The organism is Providencia sp. 21OH12SH02B-Prov, from assembly GCF_027362595.1.
GTDB lineage: Bacteria > Pseudomonadota > Gammaproteobacteria > Enterobacterales > Enterobacteriaceae > Providencia > Providencia zhejiangensis.
In genome coordinates this window covers 3,583,197-3,603,981 of record NZ_CP114796.1, presented here as the reverse complement: position 1 = coordinate 3,603,981, position 20,785 = coordinate 3,583,197, and the positions used below count along the sequence as shown (strand labels likewise).

At 42.8% G+C, this 20,785-nt stretch carries 20 protein-coding genes; 13 read left to right on the top strand and 7 right to left on the bottom strand.

Annotated features, from left to right (window positions below):
- Window positions 1-180 precede the first annotated feature (180 nt).
- On the top strand, window positions 181-1,062 hold the full coding sequence (locus tag O7C57_RS16745; protein ID WP_269723363.1) for a hypothetical protein: 882 nt from the start codon (window positions 181-183) through the stop codon (window positions 1,060-1,062).
- A 67-nt stretch (window positions 1,063-1,129) separates the two neighbouring features.
- On the opposite strand, the gene O7C57_RS16740 is transcribed toward O7C57_RS16745, so the two are convergent.
- Window positions 1,130-1,714, bottom strand: a complete 585-nt coding sequence (locus O7C57_RS16740) for an ACP phosphodiesterase (RefSeq protein ID WP_154624262.1) — start codon at window positions 1,712-1,714, stop codon at window positions 1,130-1,132.
- A 301-nt stretch (window positions 1,715-2,015) separates the two neighbouring features.
- Between O7C57_RS16740 and queA the strand changes: the two genes are divergently transcribed.
- From queA to thiL, 10 genes are all read left to right on the top strand, one after another.
- On the top strand, window positions 2,016-3,122 hold the full coding sequence (gene queA, locus O7C57_RS16735; protein WP_154624261.1) for a tRNA preQ1(34) S-adenosylmethionine ribosyltransferase-isomerase QueA: 1,107 nt from the start codon (window positions 2,016-2,018) through the stop codon (window positions 3,120-3,122).
- A 48-nt stretch (window positions 3,123-3,170) separates the two neighbouring features.
- Entirely contained in the window at window positions 3,171-4,298 is a 1,128-nt protein-coding gene (gene tgt, locus O7C57_RS16730; protein WP_163860707.1) for a tRNA guanosine(34) transglycosylase Tgt, read from the top strand.
- A gap of 93 nt (window positions 4,299-4,391) precedes the next feature.
- On the top strand, window positions 4,392-4,724 hold the full coding sequence (yajC, locus tag O7C57_RS16725) for a preprotein translocase subunit YajC (protein ID WP_004905542.1): 333 nt from the start codon (window positions 4,392-4,394) through the stop codon (window positions 4,722-4,724).
- A 27-nt stretch (window positions 4,725-4,751) separates the two neighbouring features.
- Window positions 4,752-6,599, top strand: coding sequence for a protein translocase subunit SecD (gene secD, locus O7C57_RS16720; protein WP_163860708.1), 1,848 nt, complete (start codon window positions 4,752-4,754; stop codon window positions 6,597-6,599).
- A gap of 10 nt (window positions 6,600-6,609) precedes the next feature.
- Entirely contained in the window at window positions 6,610-7,578 is a 969-nt protein-coding gene (gene secF, locus O7C57_RS16715) for a protein translocase subunit SecF (protein ID WP_163860709.1), read from the top strand.
- A 178-nt stretch (window positions 7,579-7,756) separates the two neighbouring features.
- Window positions 7,757-8,206 (top strand): transcriptional regulator NrdR, encoded by a 450-nt coding sequence (gene nrdR / locus O7C57_RS16710; protein WP_154624258.1) that lies wholly within the window; start codon window positions 7,757-7,759, stop codon window positions 8,204-8,206.
- Window positions 8,207-8,210: 4 nt separating this feature from the next.
- Window positions 8,211-9,326: a bifunctional diaminohydroxyphosphoribosylaminopyrimidine deaminase/5-amino-6-(5-phosphoribosylamino)uracil reductase RibD gene (gene ribD, locus O7C57_RS16705; protein WP_154624257.1), complete on the top strand. Its 1,116-nt coding sequence runs from the start codon at window positions 8,211-8,213 to the stop codon at window positions 9,324-9,326.
- A 239-nt stretch (window positions 9,327-9,565) separates the two neighbouring features.
- Complete coding sequence (ribH, locus tag O7C57_RS16700) at window positions 9,566-10,036, top strand: 6,7-dimethyl-8-ribityllumazine synthase (protein ID WP_154624256.1); 471 nt, start codon at window positions 9,566-9,568, stop codon at window positions 10,034-10,036.
- Between the two features lie 26 nt (window positions 10,037-10,062).
- Entirely contained in the window at window positions 10,063-10,479 is a 417-nt protein-coding gene (gene nusB, locus O7C57_RS16695; RefSeq protein ID WP_163860710.1) for a transcription antitermination factor NusB, read from the top strand.
- 134 nt (window positions 10,480-10,613) lie between these two features.
- Window positions 10,614-11,603, top strand: a complete 990-nt coding sequence (gene thiL, locus O7C57_RS16690; RefSeq protein ID WP_154624255.1) for a thiamine-phosphate kinase — start codon at window positions 10,614-10,616, stop codon at window positions 11,601-11,603.
- Window positions 11,604-12,184: 581 nt separating this feature from the next.
- Here thiL and dxs read toward each other — a convergent pair.
- The 3 genes from dxs to xseB all read right to left on the bottom strand — a co-directional run bounded on the left by dxs (window position 12,185) and on the right by xseB (window position 15,474).
- Entirely contained in the window at window positions 12,185-14,053 is a 1,869-nt protein-coding gene (gene dxs / locus O7C57_RS16685) for a 1-deoxy-D-xylulose-5-phosphate synthase (RefSeq protein ID WP_269723362.1), read from the bottom strand.
- A gap of 248 nt (window positions 14,054-14,301) precedes the next feature.
- On the bottom strand, window positions 14,302-15,219 hold the full coding sequence (gene ispA / locus O7C57_RS16680; protein ID WP_163860711.1) for a (2E,6E)-farnesyl diphosphate synthase: 918 nt from the start codon (window positions 15,217-15,219) through the stop codon (window positions 14,302-14,304).
- Between the two features lie 3 nt (window positions 15,220-15,222).
- Window positions 15,223-15,474 carry an exodeoxyribonuclease VII small subunit gene (gene xseB, locus O7C57_RS16675; RefSeq protein ID WP_004926992.1) on the bottom strand — a complete coding sequence of 84 codons (252 nt, stop codon included), beginning with the start codon at window positions 15,472-15,474 and terminating at the stop codon, window positions 15,223-15,225.
- A gap of 219 nt (window positions 15,475-15,693) precedes the next feature.
- Here xseB and thiI point away from each other — a divergent pair, with 219 nt between their 5' ends.
- The gene (gene thiI / locus O7C57_RS16670; protein WP_154622800.1) at window positions 15,694-17,145 is read left to right on the top strand and encodes a tRNA uracil 4-sulfurtransferase ThiI; all 1,452 of its coding nucleotides are present in this window, start codon (window positions 15,694-15,696) and stop codon (window positions 17,143-17,145) included.
- Window positions 17,146-17,203: 58 nt separating this feature from the next.
- Here thiI and yajL read toward each other — a convergent pair whose 3' ends face one another.
- Both yajL and panE read right to left on the bottom strand, forming a co-directional pair.
- Window positions 17,204-17,797 carry a protein deglycase YajL gene (gene yajL / locus O7C57_RS16665; protein ID WP_154622799.1) on the bottom strand — a complete coding sequence of 198 codons (594 nt, stop codon included), beginning with the start codon at window positions 17,795-17,797 and terminating at the stop codon, window positions 17,204-17,206.
- Window positions 17,760-18,671, bottom strand: coding sequence for a 2-dehydropantoate 2-reductase (panE, locus tag O7C57_RS16660; protein ID WP_154622798.1), 912 nt, complete (start codon window positions 18,669-18,671; stop codon window positions 17,760-17,762). Before panE ends, yajL begins: the two co-directional genes overlap by 38 nt.
- Window positions 18,672-18,814: 143 nt before the next feature.
- On the opposite strand from panE, the gene O7C57_RS16655 reads away from it, so the two are divergent.
- Entirely contained in the window at window positions 18,815-19,306 is a 492-nt protein-coding gene (locus O7C57_RS16655) for a YajQ family cyclic di-GMP-binding protein (RefSeq protein WP_269723361.1), read from the top strand.
- 44 nt (window positions 19,307-19,350) lie between these two features.
- Here the strand turns inward: O7C57_RS16655 and O7C57_RS16650 are convergent, their stop codons facing one another.
- Window positions 19,351-20,718, bottom strand: a complete 1,368-nt coding sequence (locus O7C57_RS16650; protein WP_269723360.1) for an MFS transporter — start codon at window positions 20,716-20,718, stop codon at window positions 19,351-19,353.
- Window positions 20,719-20,785: the final 67 nt, after the last annotated feature.

Below are 20,785 nucleotides of genomic sequence, written 5' to 3'. Positions count from 1 at the left end.
TGATAAAAATACATTAGCGAAGCATAGAGGTATACGAATGATTGGTAAAATAGTCTCAGAGTCTGTTATGACGCCCAAAAGCGCCCACATCGGTCAGACAAAAAGCCACCGTCCAACGGCTAAACTGTGAATCAGGTGAGTCAAAACGCGACCGTTAGGAGCAGCGGATATCACAATACTATGGTGGTCAGTAATACCTTATCCGTCGCGCCGAATATCATTAAATTAAAAAATAATAATGAGACGTTTAGTTTACCCTCGAAGAATGCGGTTATTTATAGTCCATTTGGTCATCAAGATATGATTTGCCAAGCATTGAGAATCAATACACCTAGAGTTTTGAAAAATAAAGCTGCATTACCCTTATTGAGCTCGAAATTATTGCGTCCGATGCTGCAAGAATCGGTGAGGGAATTTAAAAAAAGTGAGCTACAGGGAAAGTTAAAGAATGGGGCTGTTTATGACCAAAAATTGACTCCTTTAATTGCAGAGCATGGGCTTGCAACGGTACATGATGCGATTTTACAAGGTGGTATAGCGCTCAATAAGAATGCAGTGACTGTATTGGGGGAATATAAGGCATTGAACCAATTGCAGTTAGAGTTAAAGTCATCACAAAAAATAGACACAATTTATGTTATTGGGCATGGTGAAGCAGGGCAGCCTTATCTCTATGAAACGAGCAAAATAGGTTGTCGGCAAAAACATGTTGCAGATGTGATGAAGGAAATCTATGCATCACTAGGCAATAAAATCGCCAGCAATGTAAAAATTAAATTGACTGCTTGTGAAAGCGCCGATGCTGAGAAACTTGACTCATTTAACCAATTAACACAAAAAAAGCGAATTGATAAAAATCATACTCATTCACTAGCTGCTCACGCCAAAATAGAAGCCCAAAAAGTCGTGCCAGAAGCTCGCATTTATGGCTATCACGGTATTGGGATCTCAAGAGGCAGCGATTACCTTTCTAAGGCTCAATGTTTAGATTCTGATTTTGATAGTAAAACGGGGCAGGTAACTCATTGGGTGAATGCAAAATCCGTTCGGGAAACGTTTTAATCGAACATTCATTTATGGCTATTATTTTTGCGAAATCATGTAACGGCTTGTCATGGCATGAGGGTGTCTAAGAAAAGCGTGAGTTTTTCACAAGCGCCATCATTTGTGGGTAAAACTGGAAAAAAATTTTTTCAAGTTGCGCATATTGCAATAAAAAATCGTCATATGAACCACTAAGTGCTTGTAATTTTGGTCGTCTGCGAGCCATACCATTTAATGATTTACCAATGTAGGCTTTATCTGCATAGCGCGTTAGCCAGTGCTGCGGCCAAAGAAACTCATTCAGCTCCTGAAACTTTTCAGGAGTATGGGAGAGGTTTGGCTCTATTTGATGGCGAGCATAATGAATAAAGTCAGTTAGGTTAATATGCGGTTCAACCTTAGACCAATGCAAAGACAGAAAATGATCCCATACGAGATCTAACGTGATTGGTGCGACTCGCCGGTAATCCGTTCTGAATAGCAGACGCGCCTCTTTGACCAAGGGGTGCGAATCCGTTGCCTTATCAACAGCTCGGTGCATCATGATACCCGCGACGACATCTGGCGCATACAGGCCTTCAGGGTTGCCACGTACAAAATCAGCCATGATATTGCCGAGTAATGAGGAGTTAGCGGTATAAGCCAAGTGTAAATGAGCGAGAAAGTTCATGATCCTTATCATATACCTGATGCTTAACAAATTATAGTGATGTTCGTTGTTTAAACATTGTTTGAGCTACCTACGGTTATCTGTTTTGCAGTGTCAATGAGTGGTAAGCCGCTTTGTCATTAGGTATTGACGAACAAAAGAGAACGATAATAGCCCCTTTAGAGAAACAGGGAATAGGGCTACTTTGCTAAATATTTGTTAAATGTGGGGAGTTTTTTCAGCAAAAATACGCTTATTTCTTGCGCCTTTGAGTGCTCAGCACTAGACTAGTCGCCTGTTTTTTTAGATTGAAGTTAAGACAATGCGTGTTTCTGATTTTACTTTTGAGTTACCTGAAGAATTAATTGCCCACTATCCTCAAGCGCAGCGAAGCGCATGCAGGCTGCTTAGCCTTGATGGCCCAACGGGGCAGCTCACGCATGGCATTTTTACCGATATTCTTGAGAAATTGGAGCCGGGTGACTTGCTCGTTTTTAACAATACTCGTGTTATTCCAGCAAGGCTATTTGGCCGTAAGGCGAGTGGTGGTAAAATCGAAATGCTCGTTGAAAGAATGTTAGATGAGCACCGCGTGCTTGCGCATATCAGAGCTTCTAAAGCACCAAAAGAAGGTGCTGAGCTGATTTTAGGTGAAGACGAAAGCGTCAAGGCGACCATGGTCGCTCGTCATGATACCTTGTTTGAAGTGCAATTTGATGATGAGCGTGACGTGCTGAGTATCCTCAATCAAATTGGTCATATGCCGTTGCCTCCTTATATCGATCGTCCAGACGAAGAAGCCGATAAAGAATTATATCAAACTGTTTATAGTCAGCGCCCTGGTGCTGTTGCGGCACCAACAGCGGGATTACATTTTGATGAGCCTTTGCTGGAAGCATTGCGTGAAAAAGGTGTGGAAATGGCGTTTGTCACATTGCATGTAGGTGCAGGTACGTTCCAGCCCGTGCGAGTCGATACCATTGAAGACCATGTCATGCATTCAGAATATGCGGAAGTTCCCCAAGATGTTGTCGATGCGGTATTGGCTTGTAAGGCCCGAGGTAATCGCGTTATTGCGGTAGGAACGACATCCGTCCGCTCATTGGAAAGTGCGGCTCAAGCCAGTAAAGACACTTTAATCGCACCTTTTTTTGATGATACGCAAATCTTTATTTATCCAGGTTATGAATATCAAGTGATTGATGCGTTGATTACTAACTTTCATCTACCAGAATCGACATTAATTATGTTGGTTTCTGCCTTTGCAGGATACCAACATACTATGCAAGCTTACAAAGAAGCGGTAGCACAACAGTACCGTTTCTTTAGTTATGGTGATGCTATGTTTATCACCCGTAATCCCGATGCTCGTTTAGAGCAGATTGGAGAGTCGTTTGATTTAGGCGATGGCAACGCCACTAGCCTGTAAAGTTAATATCAGCATCGGACTGTTTTTCTGGTGCTAGGAGAAATAAACGTGAAATATGAATTACACACCACGGATGGCAATGCACGTCGTGGTCGTTTAGTGTTTGAACGCGGAGTCGTAGAAACGCCGGCATTTATGCCTGTGGGTACCTATGGTACGGTCAAGGGAATGACGCCTGAAGAAGTACAAGAAACGGGCGCTCAAATCCTACTTGGGAATACCTTTCATCTCTGGTTACGCCCAGGGCAAGAGATTATGAAATTGCATGGGGATTTACATGATTTCATGCAGTGGCAAGGGCCGATCTTGACAGATTCAGGCGGCTTTCAAGTCTTTAGTCTCGGCGCTATGCGTAAAATTAAAGAGGAAGGTGTGCATTTCCGCAATCCAATCAATGGCGAAAAAGTCTTCTTAAGCCCAGAAAAATCGATGGAAATTCAGTACGATCTTGGCTCGGACATCGTCATGATTTTTGATGAGTGTACGCCATATCCCGCGGATTGGGATTATGCAAAAACATCCATGGAGATGTCTTTACGTTGGGCCGCGCGTAGCCGTCAACGTTTTGACGAATTAAACAACAAGAATGCGTTGTTTGGCATTATCCAAGGGAGTGTTTACGAAGATTTACGTGATATTTCGGTTAAGGGGCTGGTAGAAATTGGTTTTGATGGGTACGCTGTAGGCGGCCTCGCGGTGGGTGAGCCAAAAGAAGATATGCACCGTATTTTAGAGCATGTATGTCCACAGATTCCAGCTGATAAACCCCGTTATCTTATGGGTGTCGGTAAACCTGAAGATTTAGTCGAAGGTGTACGCCGTGGTATCGATATGTTCGATTGTGTGATGCCAACTCGAAATGCACGAAATGGACATTTATTTGTCACTAATGGCGTGGTAAAAATTCGTAATGCGAAGTATAAATCAGATACTTCAACACTCGATCCGGAATGTGATTGTTATACTTGCCGCCATTATAGTCGAGCTTATTTACATCATCTCGACCGTTGTAATGAAATTCTTGGCGCAAGACTAAATACCATTCATAATTTACGTTATTATCAGCGTTTGATGGCTGGCATTCGTCAAGCGATTGAAGAGGGTAACTTTGAACAGTTTGCCCAAGATTTTTACCAGAAGATTGGCAAAAGCCAACCTTCTTTAAATATGGAATGAATTTAAGTGCCAAATAGGCTTAATCTGTGTAGCATATTAAGCCTTGCTGTACTTATGTTTTAAATAGCGTTCAATAACAATGAGGAAAGTTGAATGAGTTTTTTTATTTCTGAAGCAGCGGCATCTGCAGGCGCTCCAGCACAGGGTAGCCCGTACACGATGGTCATTATGCTCGTCGTTTTCGCCCTGATCTTCTATTTTATGATCCTACGTCCACAGCAAAAACGTGCTAAAGAGCACCGTAAGCTGATGGAATCCATTACGAAGGGTGATGAAGTTTTGACAACGGGTGGTTTGATCGGACGTGTAACCAAAGTTTCTGAAACAGGCTATGTTGTTCTTGAACTCAGTGAGAACACTGAAGTAACTATCAAACGTGATTTCGTTGCTGCTGTTTTACCTAAAGGCACAATGAAAGCTATTTAATTTCTGATTTTCCCGAAGGGAACTGCCGTGCTAAACCGTTATCCTTTGTGGAAGTATCTGATGCTGATCGCTGCGATCCTCATCGGTCTGCTTTATGCGCTTCCAAACCTATATGGTGAGGATCCGGCTGTTCAGATCACTGGCGTGCGGGGAACCGCCGCCAATGAACAAACGCTGATCCAAGTCCAAAAAACGTTAGAAAAAGACAATATCCAAAGCAAGTCTATTGCCTTGGAAAATGGGGCTGTATTAGCCCGATTCAACAACTCAGATATTCAGTTGCGCGCTCGTGAAGCTTTAGTTAGCGCCTTGGGTGATCAATACGTTGTTGCATTAAACCTTGCACCTGCAACACCGAAATGGCTTGAAATGATCGGTGGTGAGCCGATGAAACTCGGCCTTGACTTGCGTGGTGGGGTTCACTTCCTAATGGAAGTTGATATGGACACTGCATTAGGTAAATTGCAGGAACAAAACATGGACGGTATACGTAATGACTTGCGCCAAGCAGGCATTCCGTACTCTTCTATCCGTAAAGGCGACAATTACAGCGTTGAAGTCCGTTTCCGTAACGCTGATGACCGTAGCCTAGCAGAGAAAACATTGGCTCGTAAATTCCAAGACTTAGTGTTTTCTGATGGTGGCAATAATACCATGACTGCTGTCATGACGGATGAGCGTCTACGTGAGGCTCGTAACTATGCCGTATCTCAAAACATTACTATCATTCGTAACCGTGTGAACCAATTAGGGGTTGCAGAACCTTTAGTTCAGCGTCAAGGTGCGGAGCGTATTGTTGTTGAGTTACCGGGTATTCAAGATACCGCCCGTGCTAAAGAAATTTTAGGTGCAACAGCAACCCTAGAGTTCCGTTTAGTCAACCAAAGCGTTGATCCATCGGCTGCTGAAAGTGGACGTGTGCCTGGTGATTCCGAAGTTAAGTATGATCGAAATGGCGTGCCTTACGTGTTGTATAAGCGTGTTATTTTGACCGGTGACCATATCACTGACTCAACTTCAGGCGGTGATGAAAACGGTGCACCTCAAGTTAGCATCGGTTTGGATAGTGCTGGTGGCTCTATCATGTCTGATTTTACTCGTGATAATCAGGGTAAACTCATGGCAACCCTGTTTGTTGAATATAAAGACAGTGGTAAACGAGATGCCGAAGGCCGCGCTATCTTGATGAAAGATGAGAAAGTGATTAACGCTGCGAACATTTCAGCGCGTTTCGGTAGTCAATTCCGTATCACCGGTATCAATGATCCAAATGAAGCACGCCAGTTATCATTGCTGTTACGTGCGGGTGCGTTAATTGCACCAATCCAAATCGTTGAAGAGCGTACCATTGGTCCAACGCTTGGTTTGCAGAATATTGAACAAGGTTTGAAAGCGTGTTTGGCAGGCCTGTTAGCATCAATTCTATTTATGATTATTTACTATCGTAAGTTTGGTTTGATTGCCAGTACTGCACTATTTGCAAACTTGATCATGATTGTTGGTGTGATGTCGCTGTTACCGGGTGCAACACTGACAATGCCTGGTATTGCGGGGATTGTGTTGACCCTTGCCGTTGCCGTTGATGCGAACGTTTTGATTAACGAACGTATCAAAGAAGAATTGCGTAATGGGCGTTCCGTCCAGCAATCTATTCATGAAGGTTATAAAGGCGCATTCTCAAGTATTATTGACGCAAACCTGACTACGCTTATCACTGCCATTATTCTGTATGCAGTGGGAACCGGGTCAATCAAAGGCTTTGCAATTACGACAGCTATCGGTGTCGCCACCTCTATGTTTACAGCCATTATCGGTACACGTGCTATCGTGAACCTGCTATATGGTGGTAAGCGTATCAACAAGCTGTCAATTTAAGGAGCACGTTGTGGCACAGGATTATACTGTTGAACAATTGAACTATGGCCGTAAAGTCTATGACTTTATGCGCTGGGACAACGTTGCCTTTGGGATTTCTATCGTACTGCTGATCGCATCTTTTGTGGTCATCGGGGTTAAAGGGTTCAACTGGGGACTTGATTTCACGGGGGGGACGGTAATCGAGATCAACCTGAGTCAGCCTGCTGACTTGGATAAGATTCGTGATAGTCTTTCTAATACGGACCACAAAGACCCTCTGATCCAAAACTTTGGTAGTAGCCGTGACATTATGATCCGTCTACCCCCTATCGAAGGTGTGGCGGGTCAAGAAGTTGGTAAAGAGATCATCACTATCATCAATAAAAATGTTGATGAACAGGCGACAGTTAAGCGGATTGAGTTTGTGGGGCCAAGTGTTGGCGCTGAATTGGCTCAAACAGGCGCACTGGCATTGTTAACCGCGCTTATCTGTATTCTGATTTATGTTGGTTTCCGCTTTGAATGGCGTCTTGCTGCGGGTGCGGTATTAGCACTTGCCCATGACGTTATCATTACATTAGGTATCTTATCGTTATTCCATATTGAGATCGATATGACGATTGTTGCGTCATTGATGTCTGTTATTGGTTATTCACTGAACGACAGTATCGTAGTATCTGACCGTATTCGTGAAAATTTCCGTAAGATCCGTCGCGGTACACCTTATGAAATCATGAACGTCTCTCTTACCCAAACATTAAGCCGTACCATTATGACATCTGCAACCACATTACTGGTGGTTTTGATGCTGTATATATTTGGTGGCGCAATGTTAGAAGGCTTCTCATTGGTAATGTTGATTGGTGTCACTATTGGTACTATCTCATCTATCTATGTTGCTTCTGCATTAGCATTGAAGATGGGAATGAGACGTGAGCATTTACTTCCTCCTAAAGTTGAGAAAGAAGGTGCAGACCAAGAGTCTTTACTGCCTTAATCTGATTTAGCAGAAGGCCTGTCATGCTAGTAGGCCAATTAACGCTATCTTTTGGGTTTTGAAAAGCGAGCTAAAAACGTGAAACACCCCGTTAGACTGCAAATGTACAGTCTTGCGGGGTGTTTTTTATTGAGCTCTGGGTTACACTGTTTACCCGAAATAAGAATCAGGAAACACTATGCACTGCCCATTTTGCTCAGCTGTAGATACGAAAGTAATTGACTCGCGTCTAGTTGGTGAAGGCTCTCAAGTGCGCAGGCGCCGTCAATGTCTGCTTTGCCATGAACGCTTCACCACCTTTGAAGTGGCTGAACTTGTTATGCCACGGGTAATTAAAAGTGATGAAATACGTGAACCGTTTGATGAAGAAAAACTTAGCCGAGGCATGCAAAAAGCCTTGGAAAAACGCCCTGTAAGTGCAGATGCGGTTGAACAGGCGATTATTTCTATCAAATCACAACTCCGTGCAACGGGTGAAAGAGAAATCCCTTCTAAATTGATTGGTAATTTAGTGATGGATGAGTTGAAAAAGTTGGATAAAGTCGCTTATATCCGTTTTGCCTCGGTTTACCGCAGTTTTGAAGATGTGCGGGAATTTGGCGAAGAAATCGCTAAATTACAGGATTAATAACATGATTGAACAAGACCGCATCTACATGGCGCGGGCGCTTGAGCTTGCCCAAAAAGGTCGTTTTACTACGTCACCAAACCCAAATGTTGGCTGTGTTATTGTACGTGATGGCGAAATTGTGGGTGAAGGCTACCACCAGAAGGCTGGGGAGCCTCACGCTGAAGTTCATGCTTTGCGTATGGCAGGGGAAAACGCAAAAGGTGCAACCGCCTATGTCACATTAGAGCCGTGTAGCCATCATGGTCGTACACCACCTTGTGCTGAAGCTTTAATTAAAGCCGGTGTTAGCCGTGTTGTGGCCGCTATGCAAGACCCTAACCCACAAGTTGCAGGTCGTGGCCTATATATGCTGTCTCAAGCAGGTATCGAAACGGCCAGTGGGGTTTTGATGGAGCAAGCTGAGCGATTAAATCAAGGCTTTCTCAAGCGCATGCGTACAGCATTCCCTTATGTTCAATTGAAACTGGCAGCCTCTCTTGATGGTAAGACAGCGCTTGCCTCTGGCGAAAGTAAATGGATTACCTCTGCCGCTGCTCGGCAGGATGTTCAAGTATTGCGAGCGCAGGCAAGCGCCATCTTAAGTACCAGCAGTACCGTATTAGCAGATGATCCTTCTTTGACTGTTCGATGGAATGAGTTACCAGAAAATATACAAACTATTTACCCAGAAAAGACGGTACGTCAGCCTATTCGAATTGTGTTGGATCAGCAGAACAAAGTCACGGCAGAGCATAAGGTGACTCAATTATCAGGTGAATGTTGGCTTGTACGCCCACAACCTGACGTCGATGCCGTATGGCAGGGGCAAGTTGAACAATTAGCGATACCCAGTGACGACAATGGCATTGACTTAGTGATTCTGATGATGCAGCTCGCTAAGCGTAATGTGAACAGTATATGGGTAGAAGCAGGACCAACACTGGCCGGATCGTTACTTAAGCTCGGTTTAGTGGATGAGCTTATTGTTTATATTGCACCTAAACTGCTAGGCGATACCGCGCACGGATTAGTCAATTTTCCGGCTCTTGCGCATTTGTCTGATGCGCCAAAATTTGCATTTACGGATGTGCAAAAGGTTGGTGATGATCTACGTGTTAGACTACGTCCCGTGTGGTAATAAAAGTTTTTTATCGTTTTGCTAAAATTCAACCACGCGATTAATGAAAGAATGTGATAAAATCCGCGCCCCACGGGTTGTATACTGTTCATCATTCGAGGTGCAGCTCGGTAATAAGTGAAAGCGTCGCTAGATGTATAGTTCGCTGTATGACTAGGGCGAATGGGGTTCTTACCGTAGGTAAGGTAAAACGCTGCAACCTGAAGCATGACGAGTATAATTAATATTAAAGGAAGGCTATGAACGTAATTAAAGGTGTTGTTGCCGCGCCACAAGCGCGTGTCGCCATTGCAATCGCTCGTTTTAACAACTTTATTAATGATAGTCTGCTGGACGGTGCTGTTGATGCTTTAGAGCGTATCGGCCAAGTTTCTCAAGACAACATTACTGTTGTGTGGGTACCGGGGGCTTATGAGCTACCACTAACAGTTAAGGCGTTAGCTGAAACGAAAAAATATGATGCAGTCATTGCGTTAGGCACGGTTATCCGTGGTGGAACCGCCCATTTCGAGTTTGTTGCAGGAGAGTGTAGCTCAGGCCTATCTCATGTAGCAATGAACAGTGAAATTCCTGTCACTTTTGGTGTTCTGACCACAGAGAATATTGAGCAAGCGATTGAACGCGCTGGCACTAAAGCTGGTAACAAAGGTGCTGAAGCAGCACTGACAGCATTAGAAATGATTAATGTACTTAAAGCTGTAAAAGGCTGATTTAGTTTTTATTTAAGGGGAATCTTGTGAAACCTGCTGCTCGTCGCCGCGCTCGTGAGTGTGCTGTGCAAGCCATCTATTCATGGCAATTATCCGGTAATAACGTTTCCGATGTGGAATATGAATTTATTGCTGAACAGGACATGTCTGACGTTGACGTTATTTATTTTCGTGAACTGTTATCTGGAGTAGCGAATAACGCTGCGAAATTGGATCAACTCATGGCTCCTTTCTTATCTCGCCAACTCGAAGAGCTGGGACAGGTAGAGAAAGCGATTTTACGTGTTGCTATGTATGAACTTAGCTACCGTGAAGATGTCCCTTATAAAGTTGCTATTAATGAAGGCATTGAACTTGCTAAAGTATTCGGTGCAGAAGATAGCCATAAATTTGTTAATGGTGTACTTGATAAGGCTGCGCCAGCTGTTCGTCGTAAAAAATAAACATTGATCAGGGTTCCCTCCTGTAATACTACAGTAGTAATGAGGTAGGCTGGGTTCCAGCCTATCTTTATATTTTATGCGTATGTATCCATGATAAATATGATACTAGGCATAGCGAAAATGGAAAAGCTACCATGTCATATGGCGAATTTGACCTCATCGCACGTTTCTTTAACCGTCAAACTACCAATCGACGGGATGTGAATATCGGTATTGGTGATGACTGTGCGTTGATGACCATACCAGAAAAACAGCAGCTTGCTGTCAGTACTGATACACTGGTTTCTGGTATTCATTTCCTACCTGAAATTTCCCCTGCGGATCTAGCCTACAAATCATTAGCCTCTAATTTAAGTGATCTTGCTGCGATGGGGGCGGATCCTGCTTGGGTTTCACTGGCGATTACATTACCTCATGTTGACCTCCATTGGTTAGAGCAATTCAGTGATAGCTTGTTTGAGCAGATTAATTATTACGGTATGCAGTTAATTGGTGGAGACACCACGCGTGGCCCGATGAGTTTAACTTATACGGTACATGGCTTAGTGCCACATGGAAAAGCGTTGTCACGGTCAGGGGCTCGTAATGGAGACTGGATATATGTGACGGGGACACTGGGTGATAGCGCTGCCGGTCTAGCAATATTGCAGGGCAGGTTAGATATCCAAGATGAAAAGCAAAAAGCATGGTTACTGGGACGCCATTTGCGTCCTCAGCCACGTATTTTGCAAGGCCAAGCATTACGCAATCTGGCCTCTTCCGCCATTGATATTTCAGATGGATTAATTTCCGATCTAAACCATATCTTGAAAGCTAGCGGCTGTGGTGCACGTATTAATCTTGATGCATTACCACTTTCTGAAGCATTACAGCAAAACTGTTCCGTAGAGCAAGCGCGTATTTGGTCTCTCAGTGGCGGCGAGGATTATGAGCTTTGCTTCACAGTTCCTGAGATAAACCGTGGTGCACTCGAAATGGCACTAGCGCATACCGGTGCCAACTTTACTTGTATTGGGCAGATCAAACCGCAATCTGAGGGGATCAGTTATTATTGTGATAATCAGGTTGTAGATGTGGCATTAAAAGGATTTGATCATTTTGTATTAGAAAATATTGATAATTAATCCTAGATAATAACGCATAAAAAAATCAGCCCGTGTCAGTCATTGTCACGGGCTTTTTTATTATTATTGATCGCAACAGATCGTTATAAAGGGATCTTGAATCCATAAAATATTTTATTTTATATTTTGCTGGCAAAATAATGCTGAGATAATTTATATAAAAGAATAAACAGGCTTATTAGTATAAATACTTACATATAAAGAGGGGGATTAAGTATTCTTTAAGTGTATGAATAAAAAGTCATTTTTTATTCATAAAAGAAAGCTGCCAAAAGGCAGCTAAAACAAAAATGAGGCGTAGATCTCATATAAATATGAGATATTTATGTCAATATTGACAAAATTCTTATGAGGGTAAATAGATGTTAAATCCATACTGAACTTTATTTGAGATAAAAGCAAGATCCTTTTTAAAAGAAATTTGCTTGAAATTGATCTAACTAATGATCCCGCTAATTTTATACTGAGATATTAAAAAATATGAGTGCAATTCAACATTAAATTACAGAGGGAATAGGATGAAGTACCAAGAAAAAACAGGTATTGCTTGTTACCCTAACAATACCTGTCTATTTTAGACACTACAGTTTTTGTTGATAGTGCTCGATAGCGTTCAGAATGCCTTGGCTATCTAAACCGAGATCTGCAATAAGCTCATCTTGACTACCTTGAGGAATAAAGAAGTCAGGTAATCCAAGGTTTAATACGGGGATCATCTTGCGCTCGCGCATCAGAAATTCGTTAATACCACTACCCGCACCACCCATGATGGCATTCTCTTCTAGCGTCACTAACATTTCATGACTATTTGCCATTTCCAAAATTAATTCTTCATCCAATGGTTTCACAAAACGCATATCAACCACGGTTGCATTAAGTTCTTCAGCGGCAACTAATGCATGCTTGAGCAAAGTACCAAAGCAGAGGATCGCCACCTTCTCACCTTGGCGTCGAATGACTCCTTTACCAATCGGCAGGGTTTCGAGAGGTTGAAGCTCAGCACCTGTTCCTGTTCCTCGAGGATAGCGAACAGCACTTGGGCCTTCTTTATAGTGGTAGCCTGTATGCAGCATTTGACGACATTCATTTTCATCACTTGGCGTCATGATCACCAATGTTGGGATACAACGGAGATAGGAGATATCAAAAGCACCTTGATGAGTCTGACCATCTGCACCAACAATCCCAGCACGATCAATAGCAAATAAAACAGGCACTTTTTGGATCGCGATATCGTGGATCACTTGGTCGTAGCCGCGTTGTAGGAAAGTGGAGTAAATTGCAACAATAGGATTGTAGCCTCCGATAGCTAAGCCAGCAGCAAAGGTCACCGCATGCTGTTCGGCGATAGCAACGTCAAAGTACTGGTCGGGGTACTCTTTTGAAAAACGCACCATACCGGAACCTTCACGCATTGCAGGTGTGATCGCCATGAGTTTGCTATCATTCTGTGCTTCATCACACAGCCAATCGCCAAAAATTTTAGAGAATGTAGGCCCCGTTTCTTTGCTTTTAGGTAAAGTAAAAGTGCTAGGGTCAAATTTAGGCACAGCATGCCAGCTAATTGGATCTTTTTCGGCTGGTTCATAGCCACGACCTTTTTTGGTCATGATATGTAAGAACTGAGGGCCTTTTAGATCGCGCATATTTTTCAGCGTCTGTACGAGCGCAACAACATCATGACCATCAACTGGACCGATGTAGTTAAAACCAAGCTCTTCAAACATGGTGCCTGGAACAACCATACCTTTGATATGCTCTTCGGTTTTCTTTAAGAGCTCTTTAATCGGCGGCATGTTCGAGAACACTTTTTTTCCACCTTCACGTAAGGTGGTATAAAGCTTGCCAGAAAGTAAATGCGCAAGGTGATTATTAAGTGCTCCAACATTCTCAGAAATAGACATTTCATTGTCATTAAGAATGACTAACATATCCGGCGCGACATCACCAGCATGGTTCATCGCTTCAAAAGCCATGCCGGCAGTAATTGCGCCGTCACCAATCACACAGACGGTTTTACGATTCCTATCTTCTTTTTCAGCGGCAATAGCCATACCTAAGCCGGCACTGATTGAAGTTGATGAGTGGCCGACACTGAGTACGTCATATTCACTTTCATCACGCCAAGGAAAGGGATGTAAGCCATTTTTTTGGCGAATGGTATCGATACGATCGCGGCGTCCCGTCAAAATTTTATGTGGGTAGGCTTGATGACCGACATCCCAAACGAGGTTATCGAAAGGGGTTTTATAGACATAATGTAATGCGACGGTGAGTTCAACGGCGCCTAAACCAGAGGCAAAATGACCGCTAGATCGACCAACACTACTAAGTAAAAATTGCCTGAGTTCATCACATAGCTTAGGCAGGCTTTCTTTCGGTAGCAAACGAAGCTCTTCCGGTGTTTCTGCCAGCGCTAGTGTTGGATACTTAGCGATATCAATACTCATTAGGGGCTCACTACTATTATAATTGTTAAAAGGTAATATACTCGTCATATATCCAGTTGCCGCATTGTTGACTAGGCCCAACCCTATGGGGCATCTAGTTTGCGGTGCTGTTAGCGACTTATTGGTTGTTCGCTCAGCGGTACTACGAATTATTTAGAGTATAACGCTGGGTAATCCCAGCGTTCGAATTCAGCTATTATGCCACTTTTATCATCATACGTCTGAATGTAAAGTGGCTTTATATAAGATCAGCTTTTACGCTCGATAATGAAATTAGCTAATGCGATTAAGGTTTGCGTATTATAGCCTTGTGCTTCAATGACTTTTAAGGCTTCAAGGGCATTAAAATAAAGTTCACGCGCTTTTTCTTGAGCTGCTTCAAGCCCCAGTAATGAGGGATAAGTGCTCTTTTCATGCTCTGCATCTGCACCTTGACGCTTACCTGTGATTTCGCTGTCACCAATGACATCTAGAATGTCGTCTTGTACTTGAAATGCCAGACCGATAGCTTCAGCATAATGATCTAAAGCAGATAATATTTGATAGCCGTTATCTCCAGCGGCATAGGCGCCCATGCGAATGGCCGCTCGTATGAGTGCACCTGTTTTATGTTGATGAATTTGCTCTAGTTCCGCAAGGCCGACACGTTTACCTTCAGCTTCAAGATCAAGGGCTTGTCCACCGCACATGCCTGCTAAACCACTGGCATAAGCCAGCTCTGACAGCATGGCAATCCGATCTTTATCAGTGACATCTGGCATGGGGGCGGAGGAAAGTAATTGGAATGCTAATGTTTGTAGCGCATCGCCGGCTAAAATCGCATTTCCTTCACCAAATTTTATATGGCATGTCGGTTGCCCACGGCGTAAATCATCATCATCCATCGCTGGGAGATCATCATGAATGAGTGAATAGGCATGAATACATTCAACCGCCGCCGCTGGTGCATCAAGATTAATGGTCGCGACACCAAGCATACTTCCTACAGTATAGGTTAAAAATGGGCGTAGGCGCTTACCACCGAGCAATGCGCCATGCTTCATCGCAGCAGCAAGCGGTAAATGTGAGAAAGGAAGCGCATCCAAAGCATCTAATAGATATTGGTTAACTCGCTCATACGCTTGTTGTTGTTGTACTATGAAGCTATTAAGGTGTTGTTCAGACATAATTTATTCGGTATCTGGTGAAAAATCATCAAGTGCTTTATTTTCATCATCGCTAAGGAGAATTTGAACGCGTTGTTCAGCCTGTTGGAGGACTTTTTGCCCTTGTTTAGCGATTTGAATGCCTCGTTCAAATTCATTGAGAGCATCTTCAAGTGGTAGTGAGCCAGACTCAAGGCGAGAAACAATTTCCTCAAGTTCTTTGAGTGAGTTTTCGAAGCTAACTACTGGTACTTGTTGAGATTTTTCTTTAGCCATCTTTCTTCAACCACAAATATTCAATCATTCAATCAAGGGATTATATTCATTTAGCAGACTAGCGTAGTCTCGCTACGGATACAATTTATTCTTAGTGTTTTTAGATTCAACACACAAGATAGTGCTATAATACGCTTCTTTATTGACAATTGGTAACCTGTACGTGTGTCACTTTTAAAATACGTGCGCTGGCCCCTATAACATTAACATGCTGCTATTATGAAGTTTATCATTAAGTTATTCCCAGAAATTACGATTAAAAGCCAAACCGTTAGGCTACGTTTTATTAAGATCCTCACCAGCAATATCCGTAATGTCCTCAAACCATTAGGCGAAGAAATCGCGGTTGTCCGTCATTGGGATAACATCGAAGTGCGTGTTAAAGGGGAAACAAAGCACGACGAAATTTGTGACATGCTGACTCGAATCCCTGGTATTCACCATATTTTAGAAGTTGAAGAAAAACCGTTTACTAGCCTACATCATATTTATGAAATGGCGCATGAGGCATACGGTGCATTACTAGAAAACAAAACCTTTTGTGTTCGCGTAAAACGCAGAGGGAAGCACGAATTTACATCGATTGAAGCGGAACGCTACATCGGTGGTGGCTTAAATCAACATATTTCATCTGCAAAAGTGAAATTAACCGATCCTGATCTCACCGTGCATTTGGAGATCGAAGACGAAAACTTGATCCTCGTGAAAGCGCGTTATGAAGGTATTGGCGGTTTCCCAATTGGTACTCAAGAAGATGTACTGTCGCTGATTTCAGGTGGTTTTGACTCAGGCGTTTCCAGTTATATGTTGATGCGCCGAGGCTGTCGAGTGCACTACTGTTTCTTTAACTTAGGCGGTGCAGCCCACGAAATTGGCGTTAAACAAATAGCCCACTATTTATGGAACCGCTTTGGCAGTTCACATAAAGTTCGCTTTATTGCGGTTAATTTTGAACCTGTTGTGGCAGAAATCCTTGAAAAAGTTGATGATGGCCAAATGGGAGTGGTACTGAAGCGCATGATGGTACGCGCAGCTTCTAAAGTCGCCGAACGTTATGGTGTACAAGCGATTGTCACTGGCGAGGCATTAGGACAAGTATCAAGCCAAACACTGACCAATTTACGTTTGATTGATAATGCTTCAGATACGTTGGTATTGCGTCCTCTGATTTCTCATGACAAAGAGCATATCATCAAACTAGCTCGCCAAATCGGTACTGAGGATTTTGCTAAAACGATGCCTGAATATTGTGGCGTGATTTCGAAAAGTCCTACCGTTAAAGCGGTTAAAGCGAGAATTGAAGCAGAAGAAGCAAATTTTGATTTCAGTATTTTAGACGATGTGGTTGAACACGCACAAAATATTGATATCCGCCAGATTGCACAAGAAAGTCGCGAACAAGTGACAGAAGTGGAAATGGTGAGTGAGCTTTCACCAGACAATGAAATCATTTTAGATATTCGCTCTGTGGATGAGCATGAAGATAATCCATTGTCGATCGAGGGAATTGAAATTAAACATATTCCATTCTATCGACTGGGAACGCAGTTTGGTGATTTACCAAAAGAAAAGACTTATTTACTGTACTGTGATCGTGGTGTGATGAGTCGCTTGCAAGCGCTGTATCTGCAAGAACAAGGCTTTAGTAATGTGAAAGTCTATCGCCCGTAACTCGCTACGTTCTATAAGATAAAAGCCGATCCCGCTACGCTGTTTCGGCTTTTTGTCATTACTGCTCTAAGTAATCATTAATCCCATTAGGTAAAATTAATTGAGATGCAACCTTGCCAGCGATATCACGGCCAACTAGCAACTCAATCAATTTTAAGGCGAAATCAAAGGTAGTTGCAGGACCTTGACTGGTTAATAGATTCACTCGCTCATCAAAATACACTCGTTTATCAACCCATTTATTGGCTGCAATCTGATCTTGTAGGGTTGGGAAACATGTCATATTCCCCATGGGAAATAATTGATGATATTCCAATACCAGCGCAGGTGCGGCGCAGATTGCGGCAACAATTTTGCCATCAAGATGCATACGTCTTACTTTTTCAATGACGAGAGGGCTATTTTGGAAGGCCTCTGCACCTTTTAATCCACCCGGAAGCACAATTGCATCGAAAGGATCATCGGCAACCCTAATTAAAGGCGTATCAGCGATGATTTTGAGTCCTCTCGACGCTGTTATATTAACAGAGCCATCATCAGTCACGCTGGCTAAAGTTACTTTAATACCTGCTCTAACTAATAGATCGGCTGTAGTGACTGTCTCTATTTCTTCACTACCATTGGCGATGCATATCAGCACGGAAACCGTCATTTTTTTCTTCTCGCTGTTTAACTAAATGGTATAAACGATCGTTCTCAGGAGTATGAAGCCCGTGAGCTCTCGCTTGTTTAATCAGGTAGCCAGTAATGTAATCAATCTCTGTACGGCGTTTATTACGGATATCTTGCAGCATTGAAGAGTAGTTATTGGCTGTATTGTGAATGATGCCATAAATATAATTAACGAGCTGAGTTTTATCGGTATGTAGCCCTTCAATTGCCATCACTTGGCAAATCTCATCGATGAGCGTATTGATTTGTTCTGGATGATTAAGTAAATCACCATTTTTACAATCATAAAGGATGGTTAATGGGTTAATAACACAATTTGCAGCCAGTTTTCGCCAACACGTATTTAAAATTTGGTTATGCCATGCAACATCCGGTAGGGCTTCATGCAAAATATCGGCAATCGGATAGTAATTTTCAGCAAGTGAATTGATGGCTCCAATATGGGTTATGCCGTTCGCAACATGAAAAACCTGATTATTTTCTTGCCACGCAGCGTGGGTGGTCACGCCAGATAAAAAAGGATGCCGTAAAGGGCCTAATTCCTCAAGCGTTCCCATGCCGTTATGCAGTAATAAAATTGGACAGGATTCGGGGATATTATGAAGCAAAGGGAGTAAGGCATCGGACACTTGCCATGCTTTTAAACAGACAATAACGAGTTCACTATTATGTAAGTGATTAAGGTTGTTACAAGGGATTAATTCACGAAAAATACGCCCGTCAGGCTCATTAACATCAACAAATATATCGGATTGAGCGATACGTAACCATCCTTGAATATCATGCCCTTGTTCAGCTAATGCGGCAACCCACAGCTTGCCGATGGCACCACAACCTATAAGCGTTATTTTCATATTTCCCCTATGAACCATTTCTTCTAAGCTTGTAAGAATATAACGATATAGACATATGTAAACTCATATTTCCAGTATAGTACTTTTGCTGTCAATAGAAAGCAGCTATCATGCATCGCATTGATTATCAGGAGGTCATAACTATGCCATCATTTGATATTGTATCTGAAGTAGAAATGAATGAAGTCCGCAATGCGGTTGAAAATGCTAATCGTGAATTAACCACTCGCTGGGATTTTAAAAATGTGACGGCGAGCTTCGAACTTAATGAAAAAAGCGAATCAATTAAGGTCACTAGTGAGTCAGACTTTCAAGTTCAGCAGCTATTAGACATTTTACGTGAAAAAATGGCAAAACGTGGTATTGATGGTGCTGTATTGAATGTCCCTGATGACATTGTGCATAGTGGTAAAACATACAGTGTTGAAGTGACCCTAAAGCAGGGAATTGATACTGCCACAGCCAAAAAAATCGTGAAGCTAATTAAAGATAGTAAATTGAAAGTACAGGCACAGATCCAAGGGGAGCAAGTGAGAGTAACCGGTAAATCACGTGATGATTTGCAATCGGTAATGGCGCTCGTCCGTTCTGGTAATTTAGGCCGGCCATTCCAATTTACTAACTTCCGAGACTAACACGTAAAAAAGCCCACAGCATTTATCGTTGTGGGCTATAGCGATTATATTTGGTCTTTGATGATAGACTCGAGTTGTTCTCGGGAGGTCAATTTTCTATCCACTTTCACATAGACGCCCATTTCATCAGGGATAATCGCGGCCTCAAGTACACCGGGTTGAGATAAGAGCAGTGCTTGTAACTTAGCGGTGTTTTTAAATTGAGGTGGTAACACAAGGCGAATACTGCTGACATAAGGTGGTTGCTTCATGGTTAAGCTAACAACAAACCAAATGGCTGTTACTGCTAATCCACCGATAAATACCGCGGCTGCGCCATCTATATCATATAACCAACCGCCGAGTATCCCTCCGATAGCGACACCTAGAAATTGGCTGGTGGAGTAAACCCCCATTGCGGTACCTTTATAACCTGCGGGAGCTTCTTTACTGATTAAAGAAGGAAGGATCGCCTCCATAATATTAAAGGCAACAAAAAACAGTTGTAAGCCAACGAAAATCACCCACAAATGGCTTCCTGACAGCCATAAGGTTATTTCAGCTAAAGCCAGTATCACAATACAGAATAAAAACATTTGCTTCATTTTTCGGTGTTTTTCAGCGTAGATGATAAAGGGAAGCACTGAAACAAAAGCGACCAGCATGGTGATAAGGTAAGCTTTCCAATGGTCTTTGGCTAGGTATCCCGCATCGCTCATCATTAAAGGTAAAGCGACGAAGCTGGACATGAGCAAGGTGTGTAAGCTTAAGATGCCTAAGTTGAGTTTCAATAATTGCGGGTGAGTAATGACCGCCCGTAAATTTCCTTTAACAAAAGCGGATTCTCGGTTAGTAATATGCTGGCGGCTATTCGGTACAACAAACAGGGTAACGATGATAGCGCCTCCTGCTAATAGGGTGATTCCCCAAAATAGCCCGCTTAAGCCAATCCAATGAGTGATGATCGGGCCTAATACTAAGGCAATAGCGAAAGTGATACCAAAGCTAATTCCTAAAAAAGCCATTGCTTTGGTTCGATTCTGCTCACGCGTTAAATCGGAAAGTAATGCCATAACGGCGGCAGAAATAGCGCCAGCACCTTGCAAGGCTCGGCCAATAATAATGCCCCATATGGAATCACTGAGAGCGGCAATCACACTACCAATAATAAAGATAACTAGCCCAATAATAATTAAGGGCTTACGACCAATTTTATCCGACATTAAACCAAACGGTATCTGAAAGATAGCTTGGCTTAAGCCATAAATACCAATCGCTAGGCCTACCAAAAATTCTGATGAGTCCTTAAGATGAATACCATAGCTGGTCAAAATGGGTAATACCATAAACATCCCTAACATACGTAGGGAGAAAACTGAACCCAACCCCCATGTAGCACGGAGTTCGGAGGTGGTCATTTTGTTATCTTTCATAAATACTCGTCATACTTCAAGCTGTAGCTGTGTTGGCTTCATTCACTAACCCTGGTCAGTTATGAAT